The sequence below is a fragment of the Actinomyces procaprae genome, from assembly GCF_004798665.1.
Taxonomy (GTDB): Bacteria; Actinomycetota; Actinomycetes; order Actinomycetales; family Actinomycetaceae; genus Actinomyces; species Actinomyces procaprae.
The window spans coordinates 933,520-959,969 of the sequence record NZ_CP039292.1 but is presented as its reverse complement, the minus strand read 5'-3'; the positions used below and the strand labels follow the sequence as shown (position 1 = coordinate 959,969).

Annotated in this window: 26 protein-coding genes; 12 read left to right on the top strand and 14 right to left on the bottom strand. The window is 69.1% G+C overall.

Annotation, left to right across the window (positions count from 1 at the left end; all coding sequences use genetic code 11):
- Positions 1-157: 157 nt before the first annotated feature.
- The 5 genes from E4J16_RS03690 to E4J16_RS03670 form a co-directional block, all read right to left on the bottom strand.
- Complete coding sequence (locus tag E4J16_RS03690) at positions 158-1,024, bottom strand: hypothetical protein (protein ID WP_136193793.1); 867 nt, start codon at positions 1,022-1,024, stop codon at positions 158-160.
- A 153-nt stretch (positions 1,025-1,177) separates the two neighbouring features.
- Positions 1,178-1,573, bottom strand: a complete 396-nt coding sequence (locus E4J16_RS16190) for a peptidoglycan-binding domain-containing protein (protein ID WP_420809337.1) — start codon at positions 1,571-1,573, stop codon at positions 1,178-1,180.
- A 242-nt stretch (positions 1,574-1,815) separates the two neighbouring features.
- Positions 1,816-2,871 carry an ornithine carbamoyltransferase gene (gene argF / locus E4J16_RS03680; protein WP_136313297.1) on the bottom strand — a complete coding sequence of 352 codons (1,056 nt, stop codon included), beginning with the start codon at positions 2,869-2,871 and terminating at the stop codon, positions 1,816-1,818.
- A gap of 229 nt (positions 2,872-3,100) precedes the next feature.
- Positions 3,101-4,498 carry an arginine deiminase family protein gene (locus tag E4J16_RS03675; RefSeq protein WP_136314567.1) on the bottom strand — a complete coding sequence of 466 codons (1,398 nt, stop codon included), beginning with the start codon at positions 4,496-4,498 and terminating at the stop codon, positions 3,101-3,103.
- A 105-nt stretch (positions 4,499-4,603) separates the two neighbouring features.
- Positions 4,604-5,269, bottom strand: coding sequence for a hypothetical protein (locus E4J16_RS03670; protein ID WP_136313296.1), 666 nt, complete (start codon positions 5,267-5,269; stop codon positions 4,604-4,606).
- A gap of 738 nt (positions 5,270-6,007) precedes the next feature.
- Here E4J16_RS03670 and E4J16_RS03665 point away from each other — a divergent pair.
- The 5 genes from E4J16_RS03665 (at position 6,008) to E4J16_RS03645 (ending at position 10,303) form a co-directional block, all read left to right on the top strand.
- Complete coding sequence (locus tag E4J16_RS03665; protein ID WP_136313295.1) at positions 6,008-6,409, top strand: hypothetical protein; 402 nt, start codon at positions 6,008-6,010, stop codon at positions 6,407-6,409.
- Between the two features lie 178 nt (positions 6,410-6,587).
- Positions 6,588-7,172, top strand: coding sequence for a hypothetical protein (locus E4J16_RS03660; RefSeq protein WP_136313294.1), 585 nt, complete (start codon positions 6,588-6,590; stop codon positions 7,170-7,172).
- A 525-nt stretch (positions 7,173-7,697) separates the two neighbouring features.
- Entirely contained in the window at positions 7,698-8,492 is a 795-nt protein-coding gene (locus E4J16_RS03655) for a sensor histidine kinase (RefSeq protein ID WP_136313293.1), read from the top strand.
- Positions 8,485-9,153, top strand: coding sequence for a response regulator (locus tag E4J16_RS03650; protein ID WP_136313292.1), 669 nt, complete (start codon positions 8,485-8,487; stop codon positions 9,151-9,153). Before E4J16_RS03655 ends, E4J16_RS03650 begins: the two co-directional genes overlap by 8 nt.
- 34 nt (positions 9,154-9,187) lie before the next feature.
- Positions 9,188-10,303 (top strand): 1,4-dihydroxy-2-naphthoyl-CoA synthase, encoded by a 1,116-nt coding sequence (locus E4J16_RS03645; RefSeq protein ID WP_136313291.1) that lies wholly within the window; start codon positions 9,188-9,190, stop codon positions 10,301-10,303.
- Here the strand turns inward: E4J16_RS03645 and E4J16_RS03640 are convergent.
- Positions 10,294-10,839: a hypothetical protein gene (locus E4J16_RS03640; RefSeq protein ID WP_136193802.1), complete on the bottom strand. Its 546-nt coding sequence runs from the start codon at positions 10,837-10,839 to the stop codon at positions 10,294-10,296. The genes E4J16_RS03645 and E4J16_RS03640 overlap by 10 nt on opposite strands.
- A 181-nt stretch (positions 10,840-11,020) precedes the next feature.
- Between E4J16_RS03640 and E4J16_RS03635 the strand changes: the two genes are divergently transcribed.
- Positions 11,021-11,608, top strand: coding sequence for a YagU family protein (locus E4J16_RS03635; protein WP_136313290.1), 588 nt, complete (start codon positions 11,021-11,023; stop codon positions 11,606-11,608).
- A 70-nt stretch (positions 11,609-11,678) separates the two neighbouring features.
- Here E4J16_RS03635 and E4J16_RS03630 read toward each other — a convergent pair whose 3' ends face one another.
- From E4J16_RS03630 to E4J16_RS03610, 5 genes are all read right to left on the bottom strand, one after another.
- Positions 11,679-12,593, bottom strand: coding sequence for an ABC transporter ATP-binding protein (locus E4J16_RS03630; RefSeq protein ID WP_136193804.1), 915 nt, complete (start codon positions 12,591-12,593; stop codon positions 11,679-11,681).
- Positions 12,594-12,596: 3 nt separating this feature from the next.
- Positions 12,597-13,559: an ABC transporter permease gene (locus tag E4J16_RS03625; RefSeq protein ID WP_136193805.1), complete on the bottom strand. Its 963-nt coding sequence runs from the start codon at positions 13,557-13,559 to the stop codon at positions 12,597-12,599.
- A complete protein-coding gene (locus E4J16_RS03620; protein WP_136313289.1) occupies positions 13,556-14,704 on the bottom strand; it encodes an ABC transporter substrate-binding protein in 1,149 nt (382 codons plus the stop codon). The genes E4J16_RS03625 and E4J16_RS03620 overlap by 4 nt, the downstream gene beginning before the upstream one ends.
- Before the next feature lie 471 nt (positions 14,705-15,175).
- Entirely contained in the window at positions 15,176-16,135 is a 960-nt protein-coding gene (locus E4J16_RS03615; RefSeq protein ID WP_136313288.1) for a 1,4-dihydroxy-2-naphthoate polyprenyltransferase, read from the bottom strand.
- A 177-nt stretch (positions 16,136-16,312) separates the two neighbouring features.
- Positions 16,313-17,698 (bottom strand): AMP-binding enzyme, encoded by a 1,386-nt coding sequence (locus tag E4J16_RS03610; RefSeq protein ID WP_136313287.1) that lies wholly within the window; start codon positions 17,696-17,698, stop codon positions 16,313-16,315.
- Positions 17,699-17,761: 63 nt separating this feature from the next.
- Here E4J16_RS03610 and E4J16_RS03605 point away from each other — a divergent pair, with 63 nt between their 5' ends.
- From E4J16_RS03605 to E4J16_RS03585, 5 genes are all read left to right on the top strand, one after another.
- Positions 17,762-18,223, top strand: a complete 462-nt coding sequence (locus E4J16_RS03605; protein WP_136313286.1) for a PLD nuclease N-terminal domain-containing protein — start codon at positions 17,762-17,764, stop codon at positions 18,221-18,223.
- A 65-nt stretch (positions 18,224-18,288) separates the two neighbouring features.
- Positions 18,289-19,647 (top strand): sensor histidine kinase, encoded by a 1,359-nt coding sequence (locus E4J16_RS03600; protein WP_136313285.1) that lies wholly within the window; start codon positions 18,289-18,291, stop codon positions 19,645-19,647.
- A gap of 7 nt (positions 19,648-19,654) precedes the next feature.
- Positions 19,655-20,452 (top strand): response regulator transcription factor, encoded by a 798-nt coding sequence (locus tag E4J16_RS03595; protein WP_136313284.1) that lies wholly within the window; start codon positions 19,655-19,657, stop codon positions 20,450-20,452.
- Between the two features lie 105 nt (positions 20,453-20,557).
- On the top strand, positions 20,558-21,370 hold the full coding sequence (locus E4J16_RS03590; RefSeq protein WP_136193812.1) for an ABC transporter ATP-binding protein: 813 nt from the start codon (positions 20,558-20,560) through the stop codon (positions 21,368-21,370).
- Complete coding sequence (locus E4J16_RS03585; protein WP_136313283.1) at positions 21,367-23,058, top strand: ABC-2 family transporter permease; 1,692 nt, start codon at positions 21,367-21,369, stop codon at positions 23,056-23,058. The genes E4J16_RS03590 and E4J16_RS03585 overlap by 4 nt, the downstream gene beginning before the upstream one ends.
- 54 nt (positions 23,059-23,112) lie before the next feature.
- On the opposite strand, the gene E4J16_RS15080 is transcribed toward E4J16_RS03585, so the two are convergent.
- The 3 genes from E4J16_RS15080 to E4J16_RS03575 form a co-directional block, all read right to left on the bottom strand.
- Positions 23,113-23,256 carry a hypothetical protein gene (locus E4J16_RS15080; protein ID WP_168709458.1) on the bottom strand — a complete coding sequence of 48 codons (144 nt, stop codon included), beginning with the start codon at positions 23,254-23,256 and terminating at the stop codon, positions 23,113-23,115.
- A gap of 300 nt (positions 23,257-23,556) precedes the next feature.
- Positions 23,557-24,438 carry a hypothetical protein gene (locus E4J16_RS03580; RefSeq protein WP_240038253.1) on the bottom strand — a complete coding sequence of 294 codons (882 nt, stop codon included), beginning with the start codon at positions 24,436-24,438 and terminating at the stop codon, positions 23,557-23,559.
- Positions 24,435-25,163 (bottom strand): histidine phosphatase family protein, encoded by a 729-nt coding sequence (locus tag E4J16_RS03575; protein ID WP_136313282.1) that lies wholly within the window; start codon positions 25,161-25,163, stop codon positions 24,435-24,437. The genes E4J16_RS03580 and E4J16_RS03575 overlap by 4 nt, the downstream gene beginning before the upstream one ends.
- Positions 25,164-25,285: 122 nt before the next feature.
- Here E4J16_RS03575 and dapD point away from each other — a divergent pair, with 122 nt between their 5' ends.
- Positions 25,286-26,266 (top strand): 2,3,4,5-tetrahydropyridine-2,6-dicarboxylate N-succinyltransferase, encoded by a 981-nt coding sequence (dapD, locus tag E4J16_RS03570; RefSeq protein ID WP_136193815.1) that lies wholly within the window; start codon positions 25,286-25,288, stop codon positions 26,264-26,266.
- Positions 26,267-26,450: the final 184 nt, after the last annotated feature.

Sequence of the window (26,450 nt, the reverse complement as noted above, 5' to 3'; positions counted from 1 at the left end):
GTCACCGCGACGGTGACCGGTTCGGCCGACGGCGGCGCGGCGGCCGCCTCCCGCTGGGCCGGTGACTGGACTCGGGCGGCCACGAGCCACGTGCCGACGACGAGAAGCACGGCACCGGCAACAAGGGCGGATACGAGCAGAAACCGCCGTAGCCGACTCACGGCGTTCCGCCGGCCTCGGTGATAATGGAACGCATGCGTGCCGCTTCGGCCTCATTCTCCGCCACGATGCCGTTGATCTCCGTCTCATTGGCGGCAACGAAGGCAGCCTGCTGGTCCCAGGTCGCCTCGTACAGCAGGTTAGTCCAGCCCGAGGACTCCCGACACTGTGCGTCCGCGGTGGCCACCGAGATTTCACCGGCAGAGGGGTCACCGGTCGGCCAGTAGTCGAGCCTCGTCATAAGCGACTCAGGAAGGTCTAACGTTCCCGCCTCCCAAGGTTCTTCGGGAAGATCAGATATGCCCTGCGGCGCCATGCAGGTGCGCCACTGTTCCGCCGCCGCCTGCAGTTCCGGAGAGGATGTGTCCACCATGAAGCGGTTGAGCTGGGACTCGATTGGGATCGGCCCGTTCTCGTCAACTTCGAGGTACTCGGTTGTGGGCGGCCCGTGAAGCTCCACCTGAACCTCGTCCAAGCATGCATACCACTGGTTCTTAAAGGATTCCGGTTTATTGTCGTAGTAGCCCCCGCCCTGAAGGTCGATCTTCTCCCACGAAATCTTGTATGAGGGGTCGGGCGCCATCCGGTAGCCGTACTTCTGGGCGATCGCCACATTGAACAGCGTCGCATTCCCGTGAGGTGAGGTCTCCGGGAATGGAACCGCGGAACTATTCATGAGTTCATAGTCGTCGAACCCAGCCTCCGCCATGCACTGGTCCACCAGCAGGTCACTCGCATGCTGCTCCAACCGGGCAAGATTTCCGTCAAGCACCCGATCGAAGGGCAACGACCAGGTCAGCGGGTCCTTGACTACCCCGAGCACCTCGCCTGGTGCGGGTGTGGCCGAGACCTGGTAGGCGGGCACACCTCCGCCCCCCGCCTCAGCACCTCCGTCGGCGGTGTGAGAGCCTCCCGTGGCGCAGGACGCCAGCATCAGGAAGGCTGACAGGAGGACCGTGAGGCGAATCCGGGCCGCGTTGGAGTATCGATCAGACACGAGGGCACCACACTTCTTTGTTCAGACCCAACGGCCGCACCATTGCTTCTTATCATACCAGTAGCACCACCGAATGACCGATCCAGTGCGCGGACCGTACACTCCATCGGCGGCGATCCGGTTCTTCGCCTGCACATTGACAACCGCCGTACGGGTAATATTACCGAATATTCCATCCGCATACAGACTTTGCCCTGAGTCCTGAAGTCCGTACTGCAGGCGTCGCACCTCCTGACGCACTCGAGTTGACGAAGTGCGTTCAAGCCAGCAATTCCGCGTGAGCGAGTTACCGTCACCATAGGCGGGAACATACACACCCGCTCCGCCCCCACCAACTACCTCAACGTGGTACGCCCACCCGTTGTTGCATTCGCGGTAGGGCAGTGCCTGCGCGCTAGGCGTAGTAGCAACGACCATAGCCCCCGCGAGCACGAACAGCGCCATAAGGGTGCGCAGTGCACGCATCGGAGTTTTGAACCACATCGTTACCTCCCGAAGAATAGCCCTGAGCCAAGGATCCCCGATTCCACAGCGATCCACGCGAGAAAGGGGGGATGGCTCAAGGTTCCCCTGCCGACGCGCCGCAGTCAATCCTCCGATCGGCTACCCGTGCGCCGCGGAGGTCGGCCAGATGGTATGGCCAACTGGCCGGCATCGGCTCAGCCCACCTGCGCCGTCACCGCCGGGTCGCCGAGGGTGGCGACCATGATGGCCTTGATGGTGTGCATGCGGTTCTCGGCCTGGTCGAAGACGATGGAGGCCTCGGACTCGAAGACGTCCTCGGTGACCTCCAGGCCGTCCATGCCGGTGGCCTGGTAGATCTCTTCCCCGATGGTGGTCTCGCGGTTGTGGTAAGAGGGCAGGCAGTGCATGAACTTGGCCTGCTCCCCGGCCTTGGTCATCAGGGCGGCGTTGACCTGGTAGCCGCGCAGCAGCTCGATGCGCTCGGCCCACACGTCCTTGGGCTCGCCCATGGAAACCCAGATGTCGGTGTGGACGAAGTCCACCCCGGACACGCCCTCATCCACGGACTCGGTGAGCGTGATGCGGGCACCGGTGTCGGCGGCCAGGGTCTGGGCGGCGGCGACGCACTCGTCGTCGGGCCACAGCGCCTTGGGGGCGACGATGCGCACGTCGGCGCCGATCAGGGCTCCGGTCACCAGCAGGGAGCGACCCATGTTGAAGCGGGCGTCGCCGACGTAGGCGTAGGCGATCTCGCCCGCGGGCTTGTCGGTGTGCTCCAGCATGGTCAAGCAGTCACACAGCATCTGGGTGGGGTGCCAGTCATCGGTCAGCCCGTTCCACACCGGCACGCCCGACAGCTCGGCCAACTGCTCCACCTTGGCCTGGCTGTCACCCCGGTACTCGATGCCGTCGAACATGCGCCCCAGCACCCGGGCGGTATCCGCCACCGACTCCTTGTGCCCGATCTGCGAGCCGGAGGGGTCCAGGTAGGTGGTGTGCGCACCCTGGTCGTGCGCCGCCACCTCGAAGGAGCAGCGGGTGCGAGTGGAGGTCTTCTCGAAGATCAGGGCGATGTTCTTGCCCACCAGGTACTTAGTCTCCCGCCCTGCTCGTTTGTCGGCCTTCAGCTGCGCCGCCAGGGCGATCAGTGTCATCCACTCCTGCGGCGTGAAGTCCAGCTCGCGCAGGAAGCTGCACCCTTTCAGCGAGGCGAGGACGGCGGGGTCGGGGGCCGGGATGGCGGCGGGCATGCGAAGGTCCTTTCAGCGCGTGAGCTCAGGGAACGATCGTAGGCCATGCGCGGGCGGTGGCAGCCGCGCACACCGCGATTATTGAGCGACTACACGCCTAATCCGTCTGGTACGAGCTTTTGTGTCGTGGTGTGCGGGTAATTGCCGCACACCAGGGCACAAACGCTCACAGCAGGCGCGGGACCACTGCGGTGGAGCCGGTGGCCAGGCCGCTTGCCCGCCGGCCGTCTCAGACGGCATCGCGGGTAACGGGGCAGGTCATGCAGTGGGCGCCGCCGCGGCCGCGCACCAGTTCGACGCCGGGCGTCTCAATGACCTCCACGCCCGCCCGACGCAGCACGTCGTTGGCGCTCTGGTTGTGGGCGTAGCCGATGACCCGCCCCGGCGCCAGGGCGACCACGTTGCAGGAGTCGCGGGACAGCTCACGCAGAGCCTCGGCCTCGTCGGACATGTCGGGGCTGATGACCTTGAACGCGTCGATACCGGCGGCGCGGGCAAGGACGGTGTCCATGTCGCCGCCGTCGTGGACGGTCACGCGCAGGGCGGAGCCCTTGGTGGAGCCGTGGTTCGCACCGGGCTCAATCTCCACGGTGGTGACGTCGTTGAAGCCGGAGAAGCGCAGGTAGGTGTCGGGGGCGACCATGGTCATGAGGGTGTCCAGGTGCATGACGGCGTCGAGCTCGGTGTAGAAGGCGCGGTCGGGCATGTGGATGCCGATCACCCGGTCGGCGACGCCGTCGGCGAACAGGCGGGTGGCCAGGCGCTCCACGCCGGCGGCGCTGGAGCGGTGGGTGAGTCCCATGACCAGGGTGCGGTTGCCCAGCACCTGGAAGTCGCCGCCCTCGACGGTGGCCGGGGAGGCGCCGTGCGGCTCCACCCACAGCGGGCCGCGCTCCCCCGTAGCCCGTTCCGACGACGTCGACGACGTCCCTGGGAGCGGGGCGAGGTCGAGCCGGCCGGAGAAGGCGGGGTGGAAGCGGTAGACGGCCTCGTAGTTGACGGCCTCGCGGCGGCGGGGTGCCAGCGCCATGGTGTTGACGGACACGCCGCCGTACAGCCAGGCGGAGGTGTCGCGGGTGAACAGGTGGTTGGGCAGGGGGGTGACCACGAACTGCCCCTCCAGGGTGGACAGGTAGGTGGTGGCGAACAGGGTGGTGGCGTCGGCGGGGTCGAGGCGCTCGCGCAGCTCGTTGCGGGTGATGCCGGCCAGGAGGACCTCGGCGAGCTCGGCGTCGGGCAGGCCGCCCAGGTAGTCGATGAGCACCTCGGAGGTGGACACGCCGACCGCCTGCGGGCCGACCGTCTCCTCCAGGACCAGGCGGCGGGCCGCGGGGACGGCCAGGGTCTCGGTGAGCAGGTCGCGGAAGTCGTGGACGATCACGCCCTCGGCGCGCAGGATGGCGGTGAAGGCGTCATGCTCGGCCTGGGCGCGGGCGATGTTCAGGGCGTCGTCGAACAGCAGGGCGTTGGCGTTGATCGGCGTGATGCGGGCGATCTCCCGCCCGGGCCGGTGGACGATGACCTCGCGCAGGCGGCCGGTCTCGGAGTCGACGCGGCCACCGCCGGCCGAGCGCGCGATGACCGTGCGGTCGGCGGGGTCCGGGGCCGTCTGGGGGCTCTGCGTCATGAGCGTCATGGGCACAGGCTATCGGCATACGGCCGGTCGGTCTGCGACGGGCGCTGTGAGCCGTGCACGACGGCCGATAGCACATCCACGTCGGCGGCCGGCCAATCACTCCGAGTTCTCGGTCTCCTCCACGGCCTGCTCCACCTCTTGAACGGTCGTTGCCATCTGCTCCCCACAGCGGTCATCCGAAGTGCAGGCTTCCCTCAGCTCGCTCCCGCCCTCTACCAGCACACCCGAGGACGCCGACACCAGGTCCGCACTGCCGTCGTCATGGATGTTGACGAAAAGCATCAGGCTGTCTGCGTTGACAATGTCACCCAGTAGCAGCGTCTGATCCTCAACGTACTGGACGCCATCCATCAGTCCGCCTACCTGGCTGACCTCCAGCAGGTCGCCTGCCGACAACTCGCCCTTAAGGCTTGAGGTGACCTTGACGGTGGAGATCGTGACCGGGACGCCGAGGTCGGTCATATCGATCTCAGTGGGGTCGACGCCCGCCTGCGGATTAGTAACCGGATCATCATCGTCGCTCGACTCAGGATAGATTACGTCCGTACGCGCCGAGATGAATTCGACCGTGATGATGGCGTCTGCTTCATGCACCATATCGTCAAGATCGCCGAACTCTGGATAGACGGCGTACAGGTGGGCGGTGGAATCATCTCCGGTAGGTTCCGTAACCGCTGCGTCACGCGAGCAGCCACCCAGTGACAACAACACCGCCACCAGCACGACCGCGATCAGTGACGACACCTTCAATCGGAAACTCATACCAGTAGCACACCTTCATGTTCGCAGCGTCATGCGACACCGGGTACCCAACCGTGTACCTATTCCGGCTATCATACCCCATTGCCATCATCATGCGACGAGAGTCATTGCCGGGACCCACGGAAAAGACCGGGCACCTCATCATCCAGAACCACTCGCGAGGTTGCGGATCGCACTAGGCATAGAGGCTGGGCGGTGTACGCAGACCGCCCGGGTAGTCGATGAGCACCTCAGGCGTAGTCGGCCTCGGAGTCGAACCGCCCACCGCCGGCCGAGCGCGAGCATCCTTGCTGTCGGCGAGGGTACGAGCATGCGACAGCGGCACGAGAACAGGCAGCTGAACACCTGACGAAGGTCAACTGTTCAGGCGCTCCCGCGCGGCATAGACTGGGGTGTTGGAGGCGTCGGCACAGTTGCTGCCCGGCCGAGGTGACGAGGCCAGCCACATACACGCATACGCACCCAACGGATCGACGAGGAACCGGAAATGAAAACCACCTACCGTGATTCAGGGAGAACGATAACAATACTGATTGGAAGCTTTTGCCTCGTTTTCGTGCTTTCAGTGATCGCGCTCGCTATTCTCGATGGCACTAGCGTACGCGCGGTCACGCTGACCCCAACACCGTGGATAACCGCCGCCCTGGGCACATTCATTCAGTGGCTGAGACTCCGAGAAGGCCGTAACTAAACCGACCCTCCAAACCTCCGCTCCCCCTGGTTCCGAAGGAATCCCGCATGAAAAGGTCACTGCAGGAATTGCGCGGGTACGTCGTGCTCGCGGTGATGGTTGTCATGGTCACGGCGCCGATGTACCTCGCCCTGACAGCAGTCGCCCTTCTACCCGTCGGCAGACCCAAGTACGGCGGTCTCACGCTGGTTTGGCTGCCGCCGATTCTGATGCTGGCCTGGCTGGCAGTGGTGATCCTCTGGGGCGACTTCGTCTCCAAGTCGCACGTGGGCAAGTTCCTCCGCGAGGCGCTGGAGCTCGTCGTGCAGGTATCTGCCATGGCGCTCATCGGGGTGCTGCTGGTGGAGCCCCTGCCCGCGATCCTGGTATTCGGCACGACGGCGCTGGTCTCCTTCCTACTGCTCTACTGGCTGTACGGGAAGATCCCCATACCCGAAGGAGACGACTGATGGCACCCCGGTCGGCGGCAGTGACGCCACCGAAGCGGAACATCCGGCTTGCATAGCGGTCTGGCACGACAACCCTGACGAAGATCAGTCTATGATTCGGCTCATACTTTCCCTATACTCACCCTGATAGGTATCGGCCGATCGCAGATCGACGGACGAAATCCAATCAGGAGAACCCATGGCGACCACAACACAGGAATCCGACTCCCGCTGGCGCCCAGCGATCCCGCTCTGGGCGCTGGCTTCCGGGAGGGCCTTCATGGCTCTGCTCTATGGAGTCGGACTTGGCATCGTCATAGGGATCTGGTCGGCGCTGACCCACATGGGCCTGACCATCGACCGCGTGGTCGCGTTCGTGATCGTGGCCGCAGTCATACGGGAGATTCTCGACGCGACGGCTTCGCGGCTGATCATGCGTGCCAAGCGCTCTCAGGACCCCGAAGGAGCGCTCCTGACTGTCATATCGCTCATCTGCCCAGCCATTGCAGGCTTCGCGGCTGCTACGCTGTTGGCGTCCGCCTCAATACTCACCCTCACCCTGGTGACCTGGATCTTCTACATGGTCATCATCATCACGCTTGAGAAGCCTTGGGACACCACCCTCAACCACGAGGAAATGATGAGGCGAGGCCGTCAAGTGCGTTTGATGACGCGCGAGCACTTCGCCGAGGAGATTCAGGACGGCCGCTTGAATTTCCAGGAGATCGACGATGAAGGCTACTACGTTGACGAAGATGGCAACCGGATCGAAGAAGACGAGTGAGCCAAGTAGAAACAGAGTTATATTCACCTGCCTTGCATTGACAGCGGCCCTCGTGGTTGCACCAGTGAGCACTAGCCCAGAAAACCGGACTCCGCCTCCCTGGTGCACGCTTTTACCGTCATCCTGGTTGTGTCAACGACAATGACTCGAGCATTTCACCCACTGGCACCGACACAGGTCAGGCCCCTATCCCTAGCTTTGGTCTCAGCCATCATACTGGCGTTAGACTTGCATACGCTTATCACATCACGTGACCCTATCTCCGCGTGGTGGGAGGCACTCCAGGTTGCCACTTTCATCGTCTACATAGGAAGCGAGCGTATTGGCGTACTAGTATTCACGGCCACTCTCGCCACAGCGCTTTTGCTCCCTGACGCATACCTCGTTTGGACACCAGTTCTCGCCTACGTGGTGGTAATTGACCTCATTGCGCGGCGACGAGTACTCGTCGCCGTCGCGGTCTTCCTCACCGTCCACATCGTTCAACTCCCCTCGGCAGATACACCCGCAGACGTTCTTACCCCAATGGCACTCTGGGCCGTCATCTGCGGTGGTGCGGGGCTGCTGCTCCAATGGGTTGGTAGGCGCATGCATGCGCTAGAGCGGGAGGCCAAGGCGTCTCGCGAGGCGGCCGATGCGCTCAACCGCCAACTGCGCCGTGACATCGCCGACACCCTGCACGACGACCTCGCCGCGGACCTGACTCACCTACTGATCCTGACCTGCCAGCTGCGCGATGCAGCCCCGGAGCACGAGTCCGAAGCAGCCGCCGTCGAGGCGAACGCGCGGAAGTCCCTCGGTCACCTGCGCGCGCTCATCGACAACCTCGCGACATCCCCGTATTCCCAGGCCGAAGAACCCGCCATCCCTGAGCTCGTTGCCACCAGTAGGAAGGCACTTGCGCAGCGGTCCATCACCCTTGATGCGGACTTGGACAATACCGAACGTCTTCTCCCGCGGTACGGGCCCGAAGCCAGCCGATTGCTCGCGGCACTCATTCGCGAGTGCACCGTCAATGCCCTGAAGTACAGTGACGACGGCGATCTGCTCTCGCTGGTAGTCGAACCGACCGAGAAGCACCTGGCGATCACCTTCACCGCGCCCTGGCGTGACCGCGAGGTCCCCGCCGAGCTACACGGCGGACACGGCCTAGCCACCCTGGCGAGCCGCTTCGAGAAGGCCGGCGGCCAGCTCGTCGCCAGTAGGGTAGGTGAGTCTTGGACCGTCCTGGCAACCATCCCGATCGCCCCGGCACCTGATCACCCAGGAACTACCCGCTCCACCGAACTACCGGAACGCACTGGAGCGTCCCATGTCTGAGGTAACCCCACCGCTGCGGATCATGATCGTGGATGACGATCCGCTCATCCGCACCGTATTCGCCGAGCAGATCGATGCACAGCCGCCCGTCGCCGTCGTCGCCACCGCCGCGGATGGAATGACCGCGCTGGACCTGCTCAGCCGCGGCAATCTGGACATCGACGTGGCCCTCGTCGACATCGACATGCCGGGGCTGAGCGGCCCCCACACCGCGCGCGCCATCATTCAGAACCGCCCCGGCATCGCCGTCGTCATGTTTACCGTGTTTCGGCGCGAGGATTCCCTCAGAGCTGCACTAGCCGAGGGAGTCAGCGGGTTCATCACCAAGGACGAGCCACCGGAGGCGGTTGCCCATGCCCTGGTTCGTGCCGCCCGGGGCGAGCCCGTCATGTCCTCCCGACCCACCGAGCTGCTCGTAGAGGCCTACCGGGTGCAGCAGGACCGGAGCGATGCCGTGCGGCAGGCGCAGGCCGCCGTCGAGAAGCTGCCGCCGCACCTCCAAGAGGTCCACGCCTGCCTGCTGAAGGGGTTGACCAACAAACGGATTGCGACTCGCCTGAACCTCTCACAGAACACGGTCCGCCTCTACGTGTCAGATGTGCTCCGCGAGCTCGGCTACAACTCACGCACCGAACTCATGGCCGCCTACATCACCGGCTGACCAAGACGCCGTCTCCTCCCCTTACCCTGTGCGCATGAGCCAGTCGTCAACTGCCGAGCCGTCGCCCCACCCGCTGCCGCAGCGGGTCTCGGAGATCTTCGATCCTCTCCGCTGGCGCGACGTCGCCGGCTTCGCCAACCGCGGCGACGGTCCGGGCCCACTCACCGACGTCACCTACCACCGCGGCTGCGAGCGCGACGCCAACGGCGCGTGGGTGCGCGACCTGCCGGTGGTGCGGGTGGCCCTGGATCGTCCCGAGCTGCGCAACGCCTTCCGCCCCCACACCGTCGACGAGCTGTACCGGGTGCTCGACCACGCACGCATGAGCGGCGACGTCGGCGCCGTCATCCTCACCGGCAACGGTCCCTCCCCCAAGGACGGCGGCTGGGGCTTCTGCTCCGGCGGCGACCAGCGGGTGCGCGGACGGGACGGCTACCTGTATGAAAAGAGCGACGACGCCGGGGCCACCTCCACTGCCTGGGCGGACGCCGGGACGTCACGCCCCGACGCCGTAGACGAGGCCGCCGCGGCCGCGCCCACCGACGACCACGACGCCGCCGTCGCCGCCCAGCGCGAGCGCCTGGACGCCGCCCGGGCCGGGCGCCTGCACATCCTGGAGGTGCAGCGACTCATCCGCACCATGCCTAAGGTCGTCATCGCGGCCGTATCCGGCTGGGCGGCCGGCGGCGGACACTCCCTGAACGTGGTCTGCGACCTCTCGCTCGCCTCCGCCGAGCATGCCCGCTTCAAGCAGACCGACGCCGATGTGGGCTCCTTCGACGCCGGCTACGGCTCCGCCCTGCTCGCCCGGCAGGTCGGGGACAAGCGGGCCCGCGAGATCTTCTTCCTGGCCCGCACCTACGACGCCGCCACGGCCGAGCGCTGGGGCGTGGTCAACGAGGCCGTCCCCCACGCCGAGCTGGAGGAGCGGGCCCTGGAGTACGCGCGCATCGTGGCCGGCAAGTCGCCGCAGGCCATCCGCATGCTCAAGTACGCCTTCAACCTGGCCGATGACGGCCTGGCCGGCCAGCAGGTATTTGCCGGGGAGGCCACCCGCCTGGCCTATATGACCGACGAGGCCGCCGAGGGCCGCGATGCCTTCCTTGAGCGCCGCGAGCCGGACTGGTCGCCGTTCCCCTACTACTTCTGAGCGTCTGCGCCTTGCTCCGCAGCCACCTGGCGGCGTCTCTTGGCCGCGTCCGCACGCGCCCACTCACAGGCCGCCCATACCTGGTCCAGTCGGTCCTCCACCGCCTGACGTGCGACGGCGGGGTTGTCGTACTGCTTCATGTTCTCCAGTCCGCGCATGCGCACGCGGCCGAACTTGGAGTCGTAGACGGCGCGGTGGTGGACGCGCCCACCCAGGCGGCGCTTCTCGACAACTAGCAGTTCCTCGCGCCGCCGCGGCCAGGGCAGGTAGTCCCTGGCGACGTGCATGCCGCGTTCAGTCACCTGCACGGTCCGGGGCGACAACAAAAAACGGTGGGCGCCGTACCAGGCGGCTCCAAGCGCCGCGAAGTAGCACAACAGTACGAAGGCCCCCGTAGCCGCCTGGTCCACAATGACAAAGAGCGCGGAGAACATCACTGCCAGCCGCAGACCACACACCAGAACGACCGCCAGGATGGCACTGACAACACCCAGCGCCGTTCCGCCGTGTTCATCGTCCCTTTGGTAGTAGATCACAGCCTTACCCTATGCGCTTGCTGGAGTTGTGTTGACGAGTTCGACGCCCGCCTTCGCCGCCGGGTCGCTTGGACACCGACGCTACGCCGTGAAATCGTTGGTCGACCCCGATGAGCGCGCGCCGCGAGCGCCTGCTCATCATCGCCGCGGCGACCCCGCCGCAATACCCGGAGGTTCCCACATGCCCGCCTGGATCACCCGCCTGCTCGGCTCGACCGAGCCGTCCCGCCGCCGCGTCGGCGTGTCCACCCTCGTCGGCCTCATCGGCGGCGCCTTCTCCGCCCTGGTCAAGTTCGGCTGGGAGGTGCCCTTCCCGCCGCGCACACCCGGCATCCGCTCGGACACGAACCCGCCGCAGGCCATGCTGGAGTGGTTCGGCATGTCCCCGGAGACCTCGCACCTGACGGTGACGTTCTCCAACAACGAGCTGCCGATCATGTCCTTCATCGTGCACTTCAGCTTCGCGATCGTCTTCGGCCTGATCTACTGCATCGCCGCCGAGTACTTCCCGCGGATCAAGCTGTGGCAGGGTGCTGTCTTCGGCGTCTTCGTGTACGTGGGCGCGCACGTCATCGTCATGCCGCTGCTGGGCTGGGCGCCCAACCCCTTCCCCTGGATCGACGGCGCCCAGACCTGGTCGGAGCACTTCTCGGAGTTCTTCGGCCACATCGTGTGGATGTGGTCCATTGAGATCGTGCGCCGCGACCTGCGTAACCGCATCACCCGCGAGCCCGACGCGGAGGTCTCCCCGGAGGCGGCCACCCGCTGAGCCCCCTCACTTGACGACGGCGCCCGTCCCGGCTCTCCTGCCGGGGCGGGCGCCGTCGGTCATAGCCCGGTCAGCGTCCCAGGAGCGTCAGAATGTGGCGCCGCAACCGCTGGAACTCGGGGGCTGCCTCGTCACGCCCCAGCCCCTCGGGCACGCGAATGTCCTCCACCACGTGCGCGGGCCGCTCGGAGAGCACGATGACACGGTTGGACAGGCGCAGTGCCTCCTCCACGTCGTGGGTGACCAGCACCGCGGTGAAGCCCTGCGAGGCCCACAGGGAAGCGATCTCGTCCTGCAGGGTCAGGCGGGTCAGCGCATCGAGCTTGCCGAAGGGCTCATCCAGCAGGAACAGGCGCGGCCGGTTCACCAGGGCCCGGGCCAGGGCTGCACGCTGCGCCATACCGCCGGACAGGGTGGTCGGGTAGGCGTCGGCGAAGTCGCGCAGCCCCACCACTTCCAGCGCCGCCTCGACCCGCCGCGGCTCCAGCCGTCCGCGTGCCTGCGGCCCCAGGGCGACGTTCTCGCGCACCGTGCGCCACGGCAGCAGCGTGGCGTCCTGGAAGGCCAGGGCCCGCTCGGGGGCGGTGCCGGTCACCGGCTCGCCGTCGACGACGACGCTGCCCTGACTGGGACTCTCCAGCCCCGACAGCAGCCGCAGGATCGTGGACTTGCCGCATCCGGACTGGCCCACCAGGGATACGAACTCGCCCGCGGCGATGTCCAGGTCAATGCCGTCCAGCACCGGCAACTGAGCCGGCTTGGCGGACTCGGCCTCATACCGGGCCCGGGCGGCGGGGGAAACCAGACGCATGAGGGCCGGCACCCAGCCGTGGTCGACGTCGTGCCGCAGCGGATAGCGGTGGCTGATGCCGGCCAGGCGCACCCGCGCTCCGCGCGACGCGGCGCCGGTGCTGGGGGCGCCCGCAGTATCCGCCTGCGCCGGCGCAGAAGCCTTGGAAGCGGCGGAGGGCGTTGAAGCAGTCATCGTTTACCACCTCACCAGGTCCTGCTGCCAGGCCAGCAGCGAGGAGCGCAGTTTGAACAGCAGAATCATCAGGGCGCGGCAGAAGATGATGAGCACGGCCAGGCCCACGTACATGCGCGGGTAGTCGGCCCACCCCTTGACCCAGTTGATGTACCAGGCGAGTCCCTGGTCGACGCCCACCAGCTCCGCGGTCATCAGCGCCGCCAGGCTCGTACCCAGGCCCGTGAACAGTCCGGTGAGCATGTCGGGCAGGGCCGCCGGGATGGCGATGCGACGCACCAGGAAGGACTCGCCGGCGCCCAGCGTGCGGGCCACGTCAATGTAGGAGCGGGGCACCGCCCGCACGCCGGCGCGGGTCATGGTCGCCATGGGGAACCAGGCCCCGAAGGCGACGATGAAGGCGGCCGAGGCGTACGTCGTCGGCAGGACGAGCACCGCCAGCGGCAGCAGTGAGGCCGCGGGCACCGGCCCAATGGTCTGCAGCAGCGGGTGCAGCCAGTAGTCGGCCCGCCGCGACCAGCCCATGAGCAGGCCCGTGACGAAGCCCAGCACCGACCCGACGGCGTAGCCGGTCAGGAACAGCAGCGCCGATGACCCCAGGCACCTCGCCAGCAGCGTCCAGTCGCCGCGGAAGGCCTCGATGAGTACCTCCGGGGCGACGAAGTAGGGCGGGTCCAGCAGCCCGGACTTGACCGTGGTCAGCTGCCAGACGATGAACCACGCCCCGAAGAACACGATCCAGGGCAGTCGGTGCGCCAGTGCCCCCGCGGCAGCCGATCCGGGACGCGCCTGGGCGATGGCGGTCCAGCCGACCAGCGCCACGATCCAGGCGCCAAGCAGGGCAAGCAGCGGCGTCGTGCTGGCCGTGCGCGCGTCGGCGGCGTCGGGCACCGCCGCGACCACGGCGCCATAGAGGATCCAGACGGCAAGTGCCGCGAAGGTCGCCCTCCGTGATGCGGCGCTCACCGGTTGATCCCCAGGTCCGCGTAGACGGTGTCGGCGAGCTCGGCGGCGGAGATACCGGCGTCGATGTAGCCGGTGAGCTTGAAGTCCTCGATGCCCGGCTCAATGGCCTCACGGAAGGCGGTGGCCGAGGCCTCCCAGCCGTAGGTCTCCAGCACCTGCTCCACCAGGGACTGGTCGGCGGCCACATAGTTGTTGTCGACCTCGATCTTGGCGATCTCCTTGCGGTTGGCCTGTGAGGCGGCCAAGTAGTCCGAGCCCTTCAGCCACGCCTCGGTCAGTGCCCTGGCGTCGTCGGGACGCTTGGCGACGAAGTCGCCGTTCAGGGCCACGGAGCAGCAGAAGGGCTCGCCGTCGTTGGACTCGATCACGTGGGCGGTGCCGTCGAATACGGGCAGCAGCGGGGCCGGGTCGGAGCCCATGATGGCATCGACGTCGCCGTTGGTAAGGCGGGTGCCCAGGGAGTCCTCGTCGATGGTGGTCCAGGTGATGTCCCCGTGCTCGGGGTCCACGTTGATACCGGCCTTGGCCAGGCCGATCGAGAAGTAGGCGAAGGCAGAGGAGGACAGTGAGGGCACGCCGATGGTGGCTCCCTTCAGGTCCGCGTAGGAGGAGATCGGGGAGTCGTTGTTAACCACCAGCTGCAGGCAGCCGGAGTGGAATCCCGCGGTCAGCTTGGCGTTGATGCCGTTGTAGATGGGCTCCAGCCAGGAGAAGAAGATGCCGGGGGCGCCGATGTACTTCCCGGCGCTGAGGGCGTCCTTGGTGTCCTCGGTGCGCTGGGTGCGGGCGAGGGTGACATTCAGGCCGGCGTCATCGAAGTAGCCCTGGTGGTAGGCGGCGTACAGCGGGGCGGCGCAGATATCACCGCCGATTACCAGCGGGAGCTTCTCGGCGGCCCCGACGACGCCGGAGTTGGTGCGCCGCAGGGTCAGCCAGGCGCCGCCGCCGACGACGGCCGCGGCGGCGAGTCCGCCGACGGTGAGCAAGCGCCGCCGGGTAAGGCGCGAGGGTTTGGAGGACTCCGCGGCGTCGGTTTCGTCTGCGGCGAGGACGGCGGCGGCGTTCTCGGCGGTGATGTCGTCGGCGTCGCCGGGGGTGGGGGTGTTGTCTGGGGCTTGGTCGGGAGTGTTCTTCGGGGTGGACATGGTCATTCTCCTGTCGGCGTCGACCCGTGGGCTTGAGCGGGCGGCGGCCAGTGGACGGTCTGGGAGGGGTGTCCGAAGAGCAGCGGGCTGCCAGGCGCGGGCGGACGGCGTCGTCGACGCGGCGCATCTCAACGGTTTGCGTAGAGTCCACAGAACCGCGCGGCGCCGGGGGCCTCATGGGGCGAGTCCCGGCGGGCGGTAACCGCTACAGCTGCCGCCTGCTCACAGGCAGATGCGGTTCCAGAGCGGCTGGGGCGTAGGTTGAGCGGCGGATCCGGCGTCGGCGGGCGTCACACCTTTTGGACGGTTTCAGAGCGCCTGACAGCACCGACACATGCACTCACGACACATGACCGCGAGCGCCTGTGCGCTGCCAGCGGTCCGAGTCGTCAGGTGCATATTCGCCATGGTCAGCACGCTAGCCCGCTGCGGGGGCGCCACGCAAACCATTGCGCCCAGGCCCCGCCGATCTCACGCCGCGGCGATCAGGGCGAGCGCGAGGGCGCCGCCGTAGGCGAGCTCGTAGAGCCCGGCGTCACGCAGGGCCGGAATGAGTTCGCGGCCGGTCGCACCGGCCCGCACCGGCCGCAGTGTTCGCTCCGCCATGACGGCCAGCACCGCTACCAGCAGAGCCGCAGTGCCGAGCGGGACCCACAGTGAGCCGTCCGTTGCTCCGGCCGTCAGGTCGGTGCGCGCCCACCAGGCCGCCGTGACCGCCAGCACTATGGGCGCGGTGACCATGGCTGTGAAGGCCCTCCGGGCGCCCCGCTCCCCCAGGCGTACCGCGAGGGTCAGCTTCCCGTGCTGCGGGTCGGTCGCGATGTCCCGCAGGTTGTTTACCATCAGCAGCGAGCAGGCGATCAGACCGATGCCGCAGGCGGCCGGCCACACCCATCCGGGCACGCCCCCGGCCTGCACGTAGACGGTGCCGCAGGTGGCCATCAGGCCGAAGAAGATGAACACGAAGACCTCGCCCAGACCCGCGTAGCCGTATGGGTGCGAGCCGCCGGTGTAGAACCAGGCGGCCGCCACCGCCGCGGCCCCGGCGCCCAGCAGCCACCACTGCCCCGAGAGCGCCACCAGCACCAGCCCGAGCACCCCGGCAACGGCGAAGCAGCCGAATGCCGCGAACTTCACGTGGCGCGGGTCGACCTGCCCGGAGGCGGTCAGCCGGGGTGGGCCGGTGCGGTCGTCGTCCGTGCCGCGTACGCCGTCTGAGTAGTCGTTGGCCAGGTTGGAGCCTATCTGCAGCGCGAGGGCCACGCCGGCCGCGAGCAGGATCCGTGGCGCCGAGGCCGCGCCCATGGCGGAGGCGGCGCCTGCTCCGAGGATGACCGGGGCGACGGCTGCGGGCAGGGTGCGCAGGCGCACCACCTCCGTCCAGCTCGTGGCGCGTGGGCCGTTGCCGGCGGGCAGATCCCGGTCGCTCATGTCTTCCTCCTTGGGCCGCGCAGAGCCTATCTCAGGACCGGGTGTCACAATCTGCACCACTTTCACTGGCCGCCGCCCTCGGGTCCATCACACTATTGGCAGTATTCGGGGCGTTTTCGGTTCGGCCGCAACATTGTCTGCGGGAAAGTGGTGCATTCCCTGCCAGATCTGCCCCACTCAGTCGGCGTTTCGGCTGGCGGAAGTGAGCCGGCGCGCCAGTGCCCGCCGATCCACCTTGCCTGGCCCGCGCAGCGGCAGCGCGTCGACCACCGTGATCCGCTTGGGCGCGTGGGCCCCGTCGAGCCGCTCCCGCGCCGCCGCGTGCAGCCGCTGCACCCAGGCGCCGCGTCCGCCATCCACATCCCCATCGGGGACAACAGCTGCTACAACGGCGCTGCCCCATTCGGCATCCGGCACGCCGACTGCGCAGGCTTGGGCAACTCCCGGCAGCGTCGTCAGTACCTCCTCGACCTCGCGCGGGGAGACCTTCACACCGCCGGTGATGATCACGTCATCGACTCGCCCCAGGACGGTCAGCCGCCGCCCGCCGTCGGGGTCGGCCGCCAACCGCCCCAGGTCGCTGGTGACCAGTTCGCGGCGGACGACCGCACCGTCCGGGGTGCTGCCCGGTAGTTCACGAAAGACCGCCGCGCCCGCGGGTCGTGCTCCGCGCTCCGCGTATCCGGCGGCCAGCACGGGCCCGGACAGCACAATCCGGCCCACGCCTGCGGCGTCGGGATTCTCAATGCGCACCTGGACAGCGCCCAGGGGCTCACCGTCGTATACGCACCCGCCGCCGGTCTCACTCATCCCATAGGTGGTCACCACTTTCACTCCGGCGGCGCGGGCACGCCGAAGCAGGTCCGGATCGGCAGCTGCGCCTCCCAGCAGCACGGCGGCGGCACGGGCCAGTGCCCGCTGTGCCCGACGCTGCCCGGGGCCGAGCGCACGCACCAGCTGTGTGGGCACCAGGGAGACGCGCACCGGCTCGCCATGCCGTGCCGCAAGTGCTCGCTCGATCGCGTCCGCGAGCGCATCGGGGCGGAAGCCGCCGCCGACGTCCGCCACCACCGGCGCCCGCCCGGCCAGGAGGGAGCGGATCAACACTTGCAGGCCGGCGACGTGGTGCGCCGGCAGAGCCAGCACCCAGGAGCCCGGCCCACCCAGCCGGGTGTGCGTGGCCCGCGCGGAGGCGGTCAGGGCGGCCATGGGCATGGCCACCAGCGCACCGGTGCCAGTGGAGGACCCGGAGGTGCGCAGCAGCAGGTCGACGTCGGGGCGGGCGGCGGGACCGGCGGGATCCAGGCGGCGGGCGAGGTCCGCCCGGACGGTCCCCGGATCCTCTCCGGGGCCGATGGGAACCAGCAGTGGCCGTAACTGCCCTGCGCCCACGTCGGGCATCCGCCCTCCCGCCGGGTCGTCGGTGGCGCCCCCGGCCGCCGAATCCTGTACCAGGACCGCCATGCGCTCACGCAGGACGGCGGTGAGGGCGGCGACGTCGTCGGGGTGGGTGCCGCCACGTAGGAGGAACAACGGGCGGCCGGAGCTGGTTGCGGAGGACATGATGACCAGGGTGGCACGGGTTCCGGCCAGCGCCACACTCCGTGGAACCGTTAGGGTAGATACGTGCGTGCCGTCCCCTACATCCTCGTACCGGCGCTGGCTCTGTATGCCGTCATCGACTGCGTGCGCACTCCCTCGGGGAGCATGCCGGCGCGCCTGCCCAAGCCCATATGGATCCTGATCATTCTGCTGGCCGCCGGGGTGGGGCCGATCGCCTGGATCATCACTTCCCGGGTGCGTGCCGCCGAGGAGCGCGGCGGGGAGATCGAGCGGACGGTGTGGTCCTCCAAGGAGCACGTCGACCTGCGCCTGGCGGAACGTCCCCGCCCGGTCGCGCCTGACGACGACCCGGAGTTCCTGGCCCGGCTGGAACGGGACATCAAGCGGCGGCGCAGGGATAACAAGCCCACCGATGGGAAGGGGACCCCGGCCGACGGGGAGGACCCGGGCTCCGGGGAGGACCCCAACGGGCACACCGGTGCGGGCGGTCCCGGCGTGCCCTCCGACGACTCCCCGACGTCGTGACCGGGGCCGCCGCCGGCCATCAGCGGGCACCGGCTGCGGGAGTCCCGGCCGCAGGCGGGACGGTGGTGCCTGTTGCGTCAGACGCCGAACCGGCGGCTGCCGCCCTGGACTGGCGTCGGCACTGCCGTCTGATCGGGCCCGCCGCCTGCCGGATCCCGCTCAGCGACGCAGTGCTCACGGCACTGTTGGCGGTGGTGGTACTGGCCGACTTGACGCTGGTGCACACCTGGGGCCCACACCCGGCCTATGCGGCGAACGCGTTGATCGCGCTGGTGGTGACCGTGGCCCAGCCCTTCCGGCACCGGGCGCCTGTGGTCTCGGGCGTGGTCGTCTACCTGGCCATGGTGGCCTACGTGGCGCTGCTGCGCACCACCCCGGTCAACCTCGGCCTGTCCCCGGTCATCGTGGCGGTGCCGACGGCCTTGCACGCGCTCACCCGCTGGGCCGCGGACCGGCGCTGGGGCGTGGCGGGGTTGTTGGCGGCACTGGCCGGGGCCGTGGTCAACCCGCAGACGGTGTACGCCGTCAACCCGCACACCGCCCACATGTTCAACTATCCGCCTGTCGGCTTCGCCCTGGCCTGCGTGCTCGTGGTTACCGCCGTCTACCTTTGGGCGTTCAGCCGCCGCGCCGCCGCGGAGTCCGTGGACCGCACCGTCGCTGCGGCGGCCGAGCTGGCTGCGGCGCAGGCGGTGTCCGCGGAGCGCCTGTCCATCGCCCGGGAACTGCACGACCTGGTTGGTCATGGCCTGACCGTGGTCAAGGTGCAGGCGGACACCGGCCTTGCCCTGGGCACCCCCGAGGCCGCCCGCGACTCCCTGACGGCGGTACGCGACGCCTCCGCGGCGGCGCTCGCCTCCACTCGTGAGCTGGTGGCACTGTTGCGCGGCTCTGCCGGCCAGGGCGCGGCACGGGACACGTTGACGCCGATGGCGGACCTGACCGGACTGCCGGATCTGGTGGCGCAGGCACGTGCCGCCGGCGTGGAGGTCGAAGCCGCCCTGCCCACCGCTGCCGAGCTTGCCTCCTGGAATGAGTCCTGGACGGCGTTGCAGCGGCTGACGCTGATTCGGGTGGTCGCAGAGGGCCTGACCAATGCGGCCAGGCATGGCACCGGCAGCGCACGCCTGAGCGTAGCCATGCGTGACGGCAGGTGCGCGGTGCGTATCGCTAATCCGCGATCCGGCGTTGAGCCCACTACGGCCCCGGGCGCCGGGTACGGGGAGGAGCACGGGTATGGCCTGGCCGGCATGGCCGAGCGCCTGCGTCTGGTCGGCGGCCGCCTGCGCCTGGAGGCCGGACCGAGTGACGACGGCGGGGCGTGCTTCCTGCTCGACGCCGTCTTTCCGGTGAGCTTCTCGTCCGACCTCACACGGACCCCGGCCTCCTCAACGCCCGGTTCCCCGATCATCCAGGACAGCTGAGGACCAGATGACCGGTAATCGCCTGCGCGTCGCCGTCGTCGACGACCAGAGACTCCTGGTCGCCGCCTTCCGCTCCCTGCTGGACGCCCAGCCGGACGTGGACGTGGTGGCCACCGCTCATGACGGCCGTGCGGCGCTGGAGTCACTGCGCCGTGCCCGGGAGCGCGGGGATGCGGTTGACGTGGTGCTTATGGACATCCGGATGCCAGGGCTCGACGGCATTGCCGCCACGCGCCGGCTGCTGTCCGACCCCGAGCTGAGCGGGAGGGGCGGTGACCGCCCTACCCGGGTAGTCATGCTCACCACGTTCCAGGAGGAGGAGCTGGTGCTGGGGGCGCTGCGGGCGGGAGCTGTCGGATTCCTGCTGAAGGATTCCGGGCCGGCGGATCTGCTGGCGGCGGTACGCGCAGTAGCCGCCGGGCGGGCCTGGCTGGACCCGGTTATCACCCCCTACGTACTGCGCGCGCTGGAGGGAGAGCCCGAGCAGGCCGCAGCGGGTCCGGCGGTGGCAGCGGTCGATTCGGTCGCGATGCCCGTCTCTTCGCCGATCGACGCGGAGCCCGCCGAACGTCCCGGGGCCGGGGTCGGGCTCCTGCCCGGGGAGAAGCTGACCGGCCGTGAGCGCGACGTGCTCGAGCTGGTCTGCCGGGGCCTGACCAACCCGGAGATCGCCGCGCGCCTGTACATCGCCGAGTCGACCGTGAAGACGCATGTCAAGGCGCTGCTCGGGCGCACCGGCTGCCGCAACCGGGTGGAGCTGGTGATCCACGCGCTCAGGTACGGGATGGTCGACGCAGACCTGTAGACGGCAGCCTCTCCCCCCTTCGGAGGAGATCGGTGGCGGGGCGGCGGCTCTGGTCGTGTCCCTTGTGGGGATCCGTCGGCGGACGCCCAAGCGGATTCTGGCCGCATGGCAGCAACATCATCGTCACCGCCCACCTCGTCTCCCGCTTCCACCGCCGACTCGTCCCGGCCGGCCGCGAGCGTCACCGCCCCGCCCGGGCTGGCGCTACGGAATGTGGAGGTGAGCTACGGCAGGCAGAGAGTGCTGAGGGGACTCAACCTGACCGCGCGCCCGGGGCGGGTCTACGGTTTGTTGGGGCTCAACGGCGCCGGCAAGTCCACCACCTTCAACACCGCGCTGGGACTGTTGCGGCCCGACGCCGGCTCGATCGAGGTGCTGGGCAGGCCCCTGAGCCGCGAGAGCCTGATGCATGTTGGGGCGAGCATCAACGGCCCCGCCTTCTACCCGCAGCTGTCCGCCCGCCGCAATCTGCACATCCACTGTCTGCTGACCGGCACCGACCCGGAGGTGATCGACCCGCTGCTGGAGCAGGTCGGCCTGGGAGGCGCTGGCCGCAAGCGGGCCGGGAGCTTCTCCACCGGCATGAAAGTGCGCCTCGCCCTGGCGATGTCGCTGCTGGGCGACCCGGAGGTGCTGGTGCTGGACGAGCCGCAGTCCGGCCTGGACCCGCAGGGCATCATCTGGCTGCGCGATTTGCTGCGCGAGCTGGCCGCGGGCGGGCGCACCGTCGTCGTGTCCAGCCATGTGCTCGGGGAGATGGCGCGCACCTGTGATGACGTGGGGGTGCTCGCGGGCGGACGCATGGTCTATGAGGGGCCGCTGACCGAGTTCGCGGTGGCCGGCCAGGACCTGGAGGAGGCCTTCCTCGCCGCCGTCACCGGGGCCGAGCCCCACAGCACCGGGGAGGTCCTGCGATGAGTTCGGTGAAGCGCCCAGTGACCAACCTGACTGTCCCCGCACGCGCGGAGTCTCGGGCAGCCGCCGGTACGCGGCGCCTGCCGGGTCTCGGAGCCGTGCTGCACGCCGAGCTGGGGCGCAGCCGCCGCACCGCCACCTGGGGCGTTCCGGTGGCGGTTGTGGTCTTCTCCCTGCACGCCCTGCTGGTGGCGCATGCCGCCCTTACCGCCGACGGCTGGAACGACGGCGTGCTGCCCTGGCTGAACCCCTACCCCGCAGCCTTCGCCCTGCCCATGGGAGCATTGACCGGCGCCATGGCCGCCTGGCGCGAACGGCGCCATCGGGCGGGAGGGACCGCCTGGCGGGGCGTATCCCCGGCGCTTTCGGCGACGGCGAGGATGTCCGTGCTGGCCGCCTCGGCGCTGGCTTCACAGGCGCTCCTCCTGGCCCCGATCGTCATCGACGCACTCATTCGCGGCGTCGGCTGGGGACCGTGGCCCCAGTACCTGTTGTTCGCCCTGGTGATGTGGGTTTCGGTCACGGGGGCGAGCGTGTGGGGGCTGGCGCTGGGCCAGTGGCTGGGCGGCATCGCCGTCGGACTGGCCCCGGCGCTCGCGCTGGTGTGGTCGGCTGCGGGTGCTTTGCAGGCGGAGGCGCCGACCTGGTGGGCGCGGCCGTGGACCTGGGCGATGCGCCCGACCCTGCCGCTGCTGGAGGTGCACGCCAACGGTGTCTCCCTGGAGGCGGGCTCACCGGTTTGGGACTACCCGGTGGCGCCGGGCATGCTAGGCAGTGCCGGGCTGTGCCTGCTCGGCGTCGGCGCGGTGCTGCTGGGCGCTCGGCGGGCAACTAGTTCGCTTGCGGGCACGCACCGGGCGGTCGGGGCTCTCAACGTTCGGCGCCTTTTCACTCTTCGCCCACGTTTCTGGGTGTGGGCACATCCGATGGTCGGAGCCGACCTAACGGCGCGCGCACCACAGCACAGCCTGTCCCCGGCGGTTCTGGCCGGACTGACCTCGCCGGGCTCGCGCAGTGCCTTCCGGGCGGTCGCCCTGGGCCTGCCCTGGCGGCTGTGGGCGGTGCTGACGGCCGTGCTGCTGACGCTCCTGGGGCTGACGCAGGCGGTGTACTCCGCCGCTTACGCGCTGCCGCTGCTCACCCTGGCGGGCGCGCCGATTGCCGCCTGGGTGGCGGGGGCGACGGCGTGGCGGGCGCAGGCCGACGCCTGGCGGGGCCTGGTGCTACGGGCCCGGCCGGCTGCTCTGACGGCGTCGACGCTGACCTGGGCGATGGTGCTGCTGACCGCGGTACTGATCCCGGCGTGGGCCATCGCCCGCCTGGGCGCACCGCTGTTCCCCACCGACTCCGAGCTGGGCGGACTGGGCGCCCCCGTATACGTGTTCATGGTGATGCCCTTCGTCGTCTTCATGCTGGCGGCGCTCGCGCATGCGCTGGCGCAGGTGGCCGGTACGGCGGTGACGATCATCATCGGCGTGGGCCTGTTCCTGATGGGCCTGATCATCGACGGCAACGAGGTGCTGGTGGCGACGCCGCTGTGGCGGCTGGCGCCGTGGGGCTGGATTCAGGCGGCGGGCGCCTACCCGGGGCGCTGGGCCGCGATCGCGGCGGCGAGCCTGGCGATCGGCGCGGCCGCCTTCACCGTCAGCGCCGCTCGCGGCCGCGCCGTCGCCACCCGCCGGACCGAATAGCTCAACGGCTCCCGCCGAGGCCGGCGCCGCCACGGCTTCACCCGCGCGGGCGCGTCAGTCCAGGGCGCACGGCTGGTAGCGGGGCCAGTTGGAGGTGTCGACGGCGTAGCCCCAGGCGGCGGCGTGCGCGAACCGGTCTGCCGACAGGCCATAGAACCCGCATAGGCAGTACTTCTGCGATGATTGACCTGCCTCCACGGCGCATCCCCGGAACGACTCAGCACAGCTCAGCCGGGGAGCGCACCATAAGGAGGTGAGACTGGGCATGTCATCCAAGAAGCGGAAGCACCGCCGCAAGGCACAGAAGCGGAAGGGGATGACGGGTGAGCAAAGGGCCCAGATTTGGCGGACCGTAGTCCATCCAAACGACTCCGCCATTTATCTGGGCCCTGACAGCTCTTCTCAGTGTCTTAGGACACTGAGCGACACCCGGTTTCCCGGGGAGTCGGGCGGTTGCCGCCGCTCGGCTCCCTGTCATGATCCCACACCTAGCCTGGCTCAGTCCAGGGCGCACGGCTGATAGCGGGGCCAGTTGGAGGTGTCGACGGCGTAGCCCCAGGCGGCGGCGTGCGCGAACCAGTCGGCGGGCAGCCAGGTGCGCCCCACCAGCTGGGGGTGTCCGGGCAGGTACCGGGCCGCCCACATCACCAGCACCAGCTCCGCCCACTGACCGCGCAGCTTCCACCGCGCCGAGCCGGAGGCGTTGGCCGCCGCCATCACCACCTCACCCACGCCGGTGAGCTGCACCTCCTGCACGTCGGCGAAGGCGATCGGCATGACGCCCTCCCCCGTGCCCAGGTAGATGCCATGGGTGGACACCGTCAGCCGGGCGTAGGCCAGGTGCCGCCACTTCTCCACAGCGTCGGCCTCGGCGGCCCGCTTGCGCCGGGAATTCAGGTAGGCCTGCCCGCCGAAGAAGGCGGCGGTCAGCGCCAGTCCCACCGGCCCGCCGGCCAGGAAGAAGCCCCGGGAGGGGTTGTAGGTGGCGTCGCCACGCCGCCACACCAGCATCTCCGCATCGCAGGTGGCCAGCATGACCTCCTCACCGGAGAAGGCAGCGCGAATGGGATCCACCACCGGGGAGACGGGGTTGGGGCGGCGTCCCGCCCGCAGTGCGGTGAGCACGCCGGCGGTGTTCCACCACACGAAGTCCTGCCCGGTCCAGGGCCGCTGCGGGGCGGGCCGGGCCGGCGCGGCGGGAACGACGTCGGCGGCCCGGGCGGGCACCAGTCCACCCGCGGCCGCTCCCGCTGGGGCTACCGGGCCGACGGCGGCACTATGGTCGGCGGATGCGCTCGGGCCCGCGGCGTCGTCAGGGCTGGGGCCTACGCCACCGCCGTCGGGCCGGAACGGCCCCGGAGGCATGGGGGCAGCGGTCATGCGTCCTGCACGGCGCGCTCGGCGGCGGCGGCCTTGGGCGCCTCGGCCTCAATGGGCCCGATGTTCTCGGCGGCGGCGGAGATTCCGGGCACCATGTCCGCGGCGCGGCGCAGCAGATCCCCGGCCGGCTCCCAGTAGGACAGCCCCACCAGGGTGCGCCCGTCAAAGGTGAGCGACGTCAGCGAGGCGAGCGCGCACTGGCGCCGCCGCGGGTCGTGGGCAAGCGGCCGCCCCTCCAGGCGCAGACGCAGCGCCCACACGGGCAGCTGGTGGGACACCAGCAGGGCCTCACGCCCCTCCACCTGTGGGATGGCGGCGCGCACGGCCGCGCTCATACGCGTCACCAGCTGCGCGTACGGCTCGCCCCAGCTGGGGCGCAGCGGGTTCAGGTAGTAGCGCCAGTGCTCCGGGCGGGCCAGAACCTTCCGGTCACGGTTCACGGGCACGCCCTCGAAGTGGTTGTCGGCCTCTATAAGGCGCGGGTCGGTGCCAGGAGTCAGCCCGAAGGCGGCCGCTGTGGGCGCACCGGACTCGCGGGCACGCTCCAGGGGCGAGGTGATCACCGCGGCGATGTCATGACCGGAGGCGGACAGGACGTCCGCGACCTGAGCGGCCATCTGACGGCCAAGCTCGGAGAGGTGATACCCGGGCAGGCGCCCGTAGAGAACGCCCTCGGGGTTGTGGACCTCGCCGTGCCGCATGAGATGGATCGTGGTACGCGCCATGCCGCGATTCTCGCACGCCGGCCCCGCGTTGGCGACGCGGCCCGAGGTCGTGGCTCGGCGGCAGGCAAGCAGCGGCCGCGGCGTATCGTGCGCCACCGCCCGCCGTCCCGTATGGTGCATCCATGACGACTCGCAGCGCATGGGGTCTCGGCCTGGCGACCGTGACCGACGACGGCAACACCCTGGATGTCTGGTACCCGCGGCCGGTCCTGGGCGAGGCACCCGACGACGGCGATGCCGACCTGCTGGCCACGCTCAGTTCCATGGAGCGCCGCGACCCGGCCCGCGGCGTGCACACCACGGTGGTGCGCACCTCCGCCGACCTCGACGACGCCCCGCAGACGGTGGCCGGCGCCTACCTGCGCCTGCACATGCTCTCCCACCGCCTGGTGCGCCCGAACACGATCAACCTGGACGGCCTCTTCTCCCGCCTGCCCAACGTGGTGTGGACGTCGGCGGGACCGTGCGCGGTGGAGAACTTCGAAGCCACGCGCATCCGCCTGCAGGCCTCGCTCGGCCGCCCGGTCCAGGTGCTGTCGGTGGACAAGTTCCCCCGCATGACCGACTACGTGCTGCCCTCCGGGGTGCGCATCGGAGACGCCGCGAATGTGCGCCTGGGCGCCTACCTGTCCGCCGGGACCACGGTCATGCACGGAGGCTTTGTCAACTACAACGCCGGCACGCTGGGCCGTTCCATGGTCGAGGGCAACATTGCCCAGGGCGTGGTCATCGGCGACGGCTCGGACATCGGCGGCGGCGCCTCCACCATGGGGCTGCCGACCGGCGGCAGCGGGCGCCGAGTGGCGCTGGGCGAGCGCTGCCTGCTGGGGGCCAACTCGGGCCTGGGCATTCCGCTCGGCGACGACTGCGTGGTCGAGGCCGGCCTGTTCGTCACCGCCGGCACGCGCGTGGCACTGATGCCGCAGGGCGGCGTAGTGCCCGGTTCACACGGGCTGTTCAAGGAGCCTCGGGTGGTGTCTGCCAGTGAGCTGGCGGGCGCATCGAACGTGCTGTTCCGCCGCAACTCCCAGTCCGGGGCGGTCGAGGCACTCTCCCGCGGCGGCAAGGGCATCGAGCTGGACCCGCAGGCGGCCTCCCGGTAAGGAAGGGCCCCAGCCCTCGCCGTCAACCGGGGTCTGGGTGCCGCGACGCTCACACCCACAGCCCCAGGACGCCCATTTAGCGAAACATCTCCGGTCGCCATGCAAGACGACCGCCACGGCTGCACCCGTTTTTTGTGACACGCGTTACGATAACTGCGTACCTGAACACCCGTGGGTGACGCCC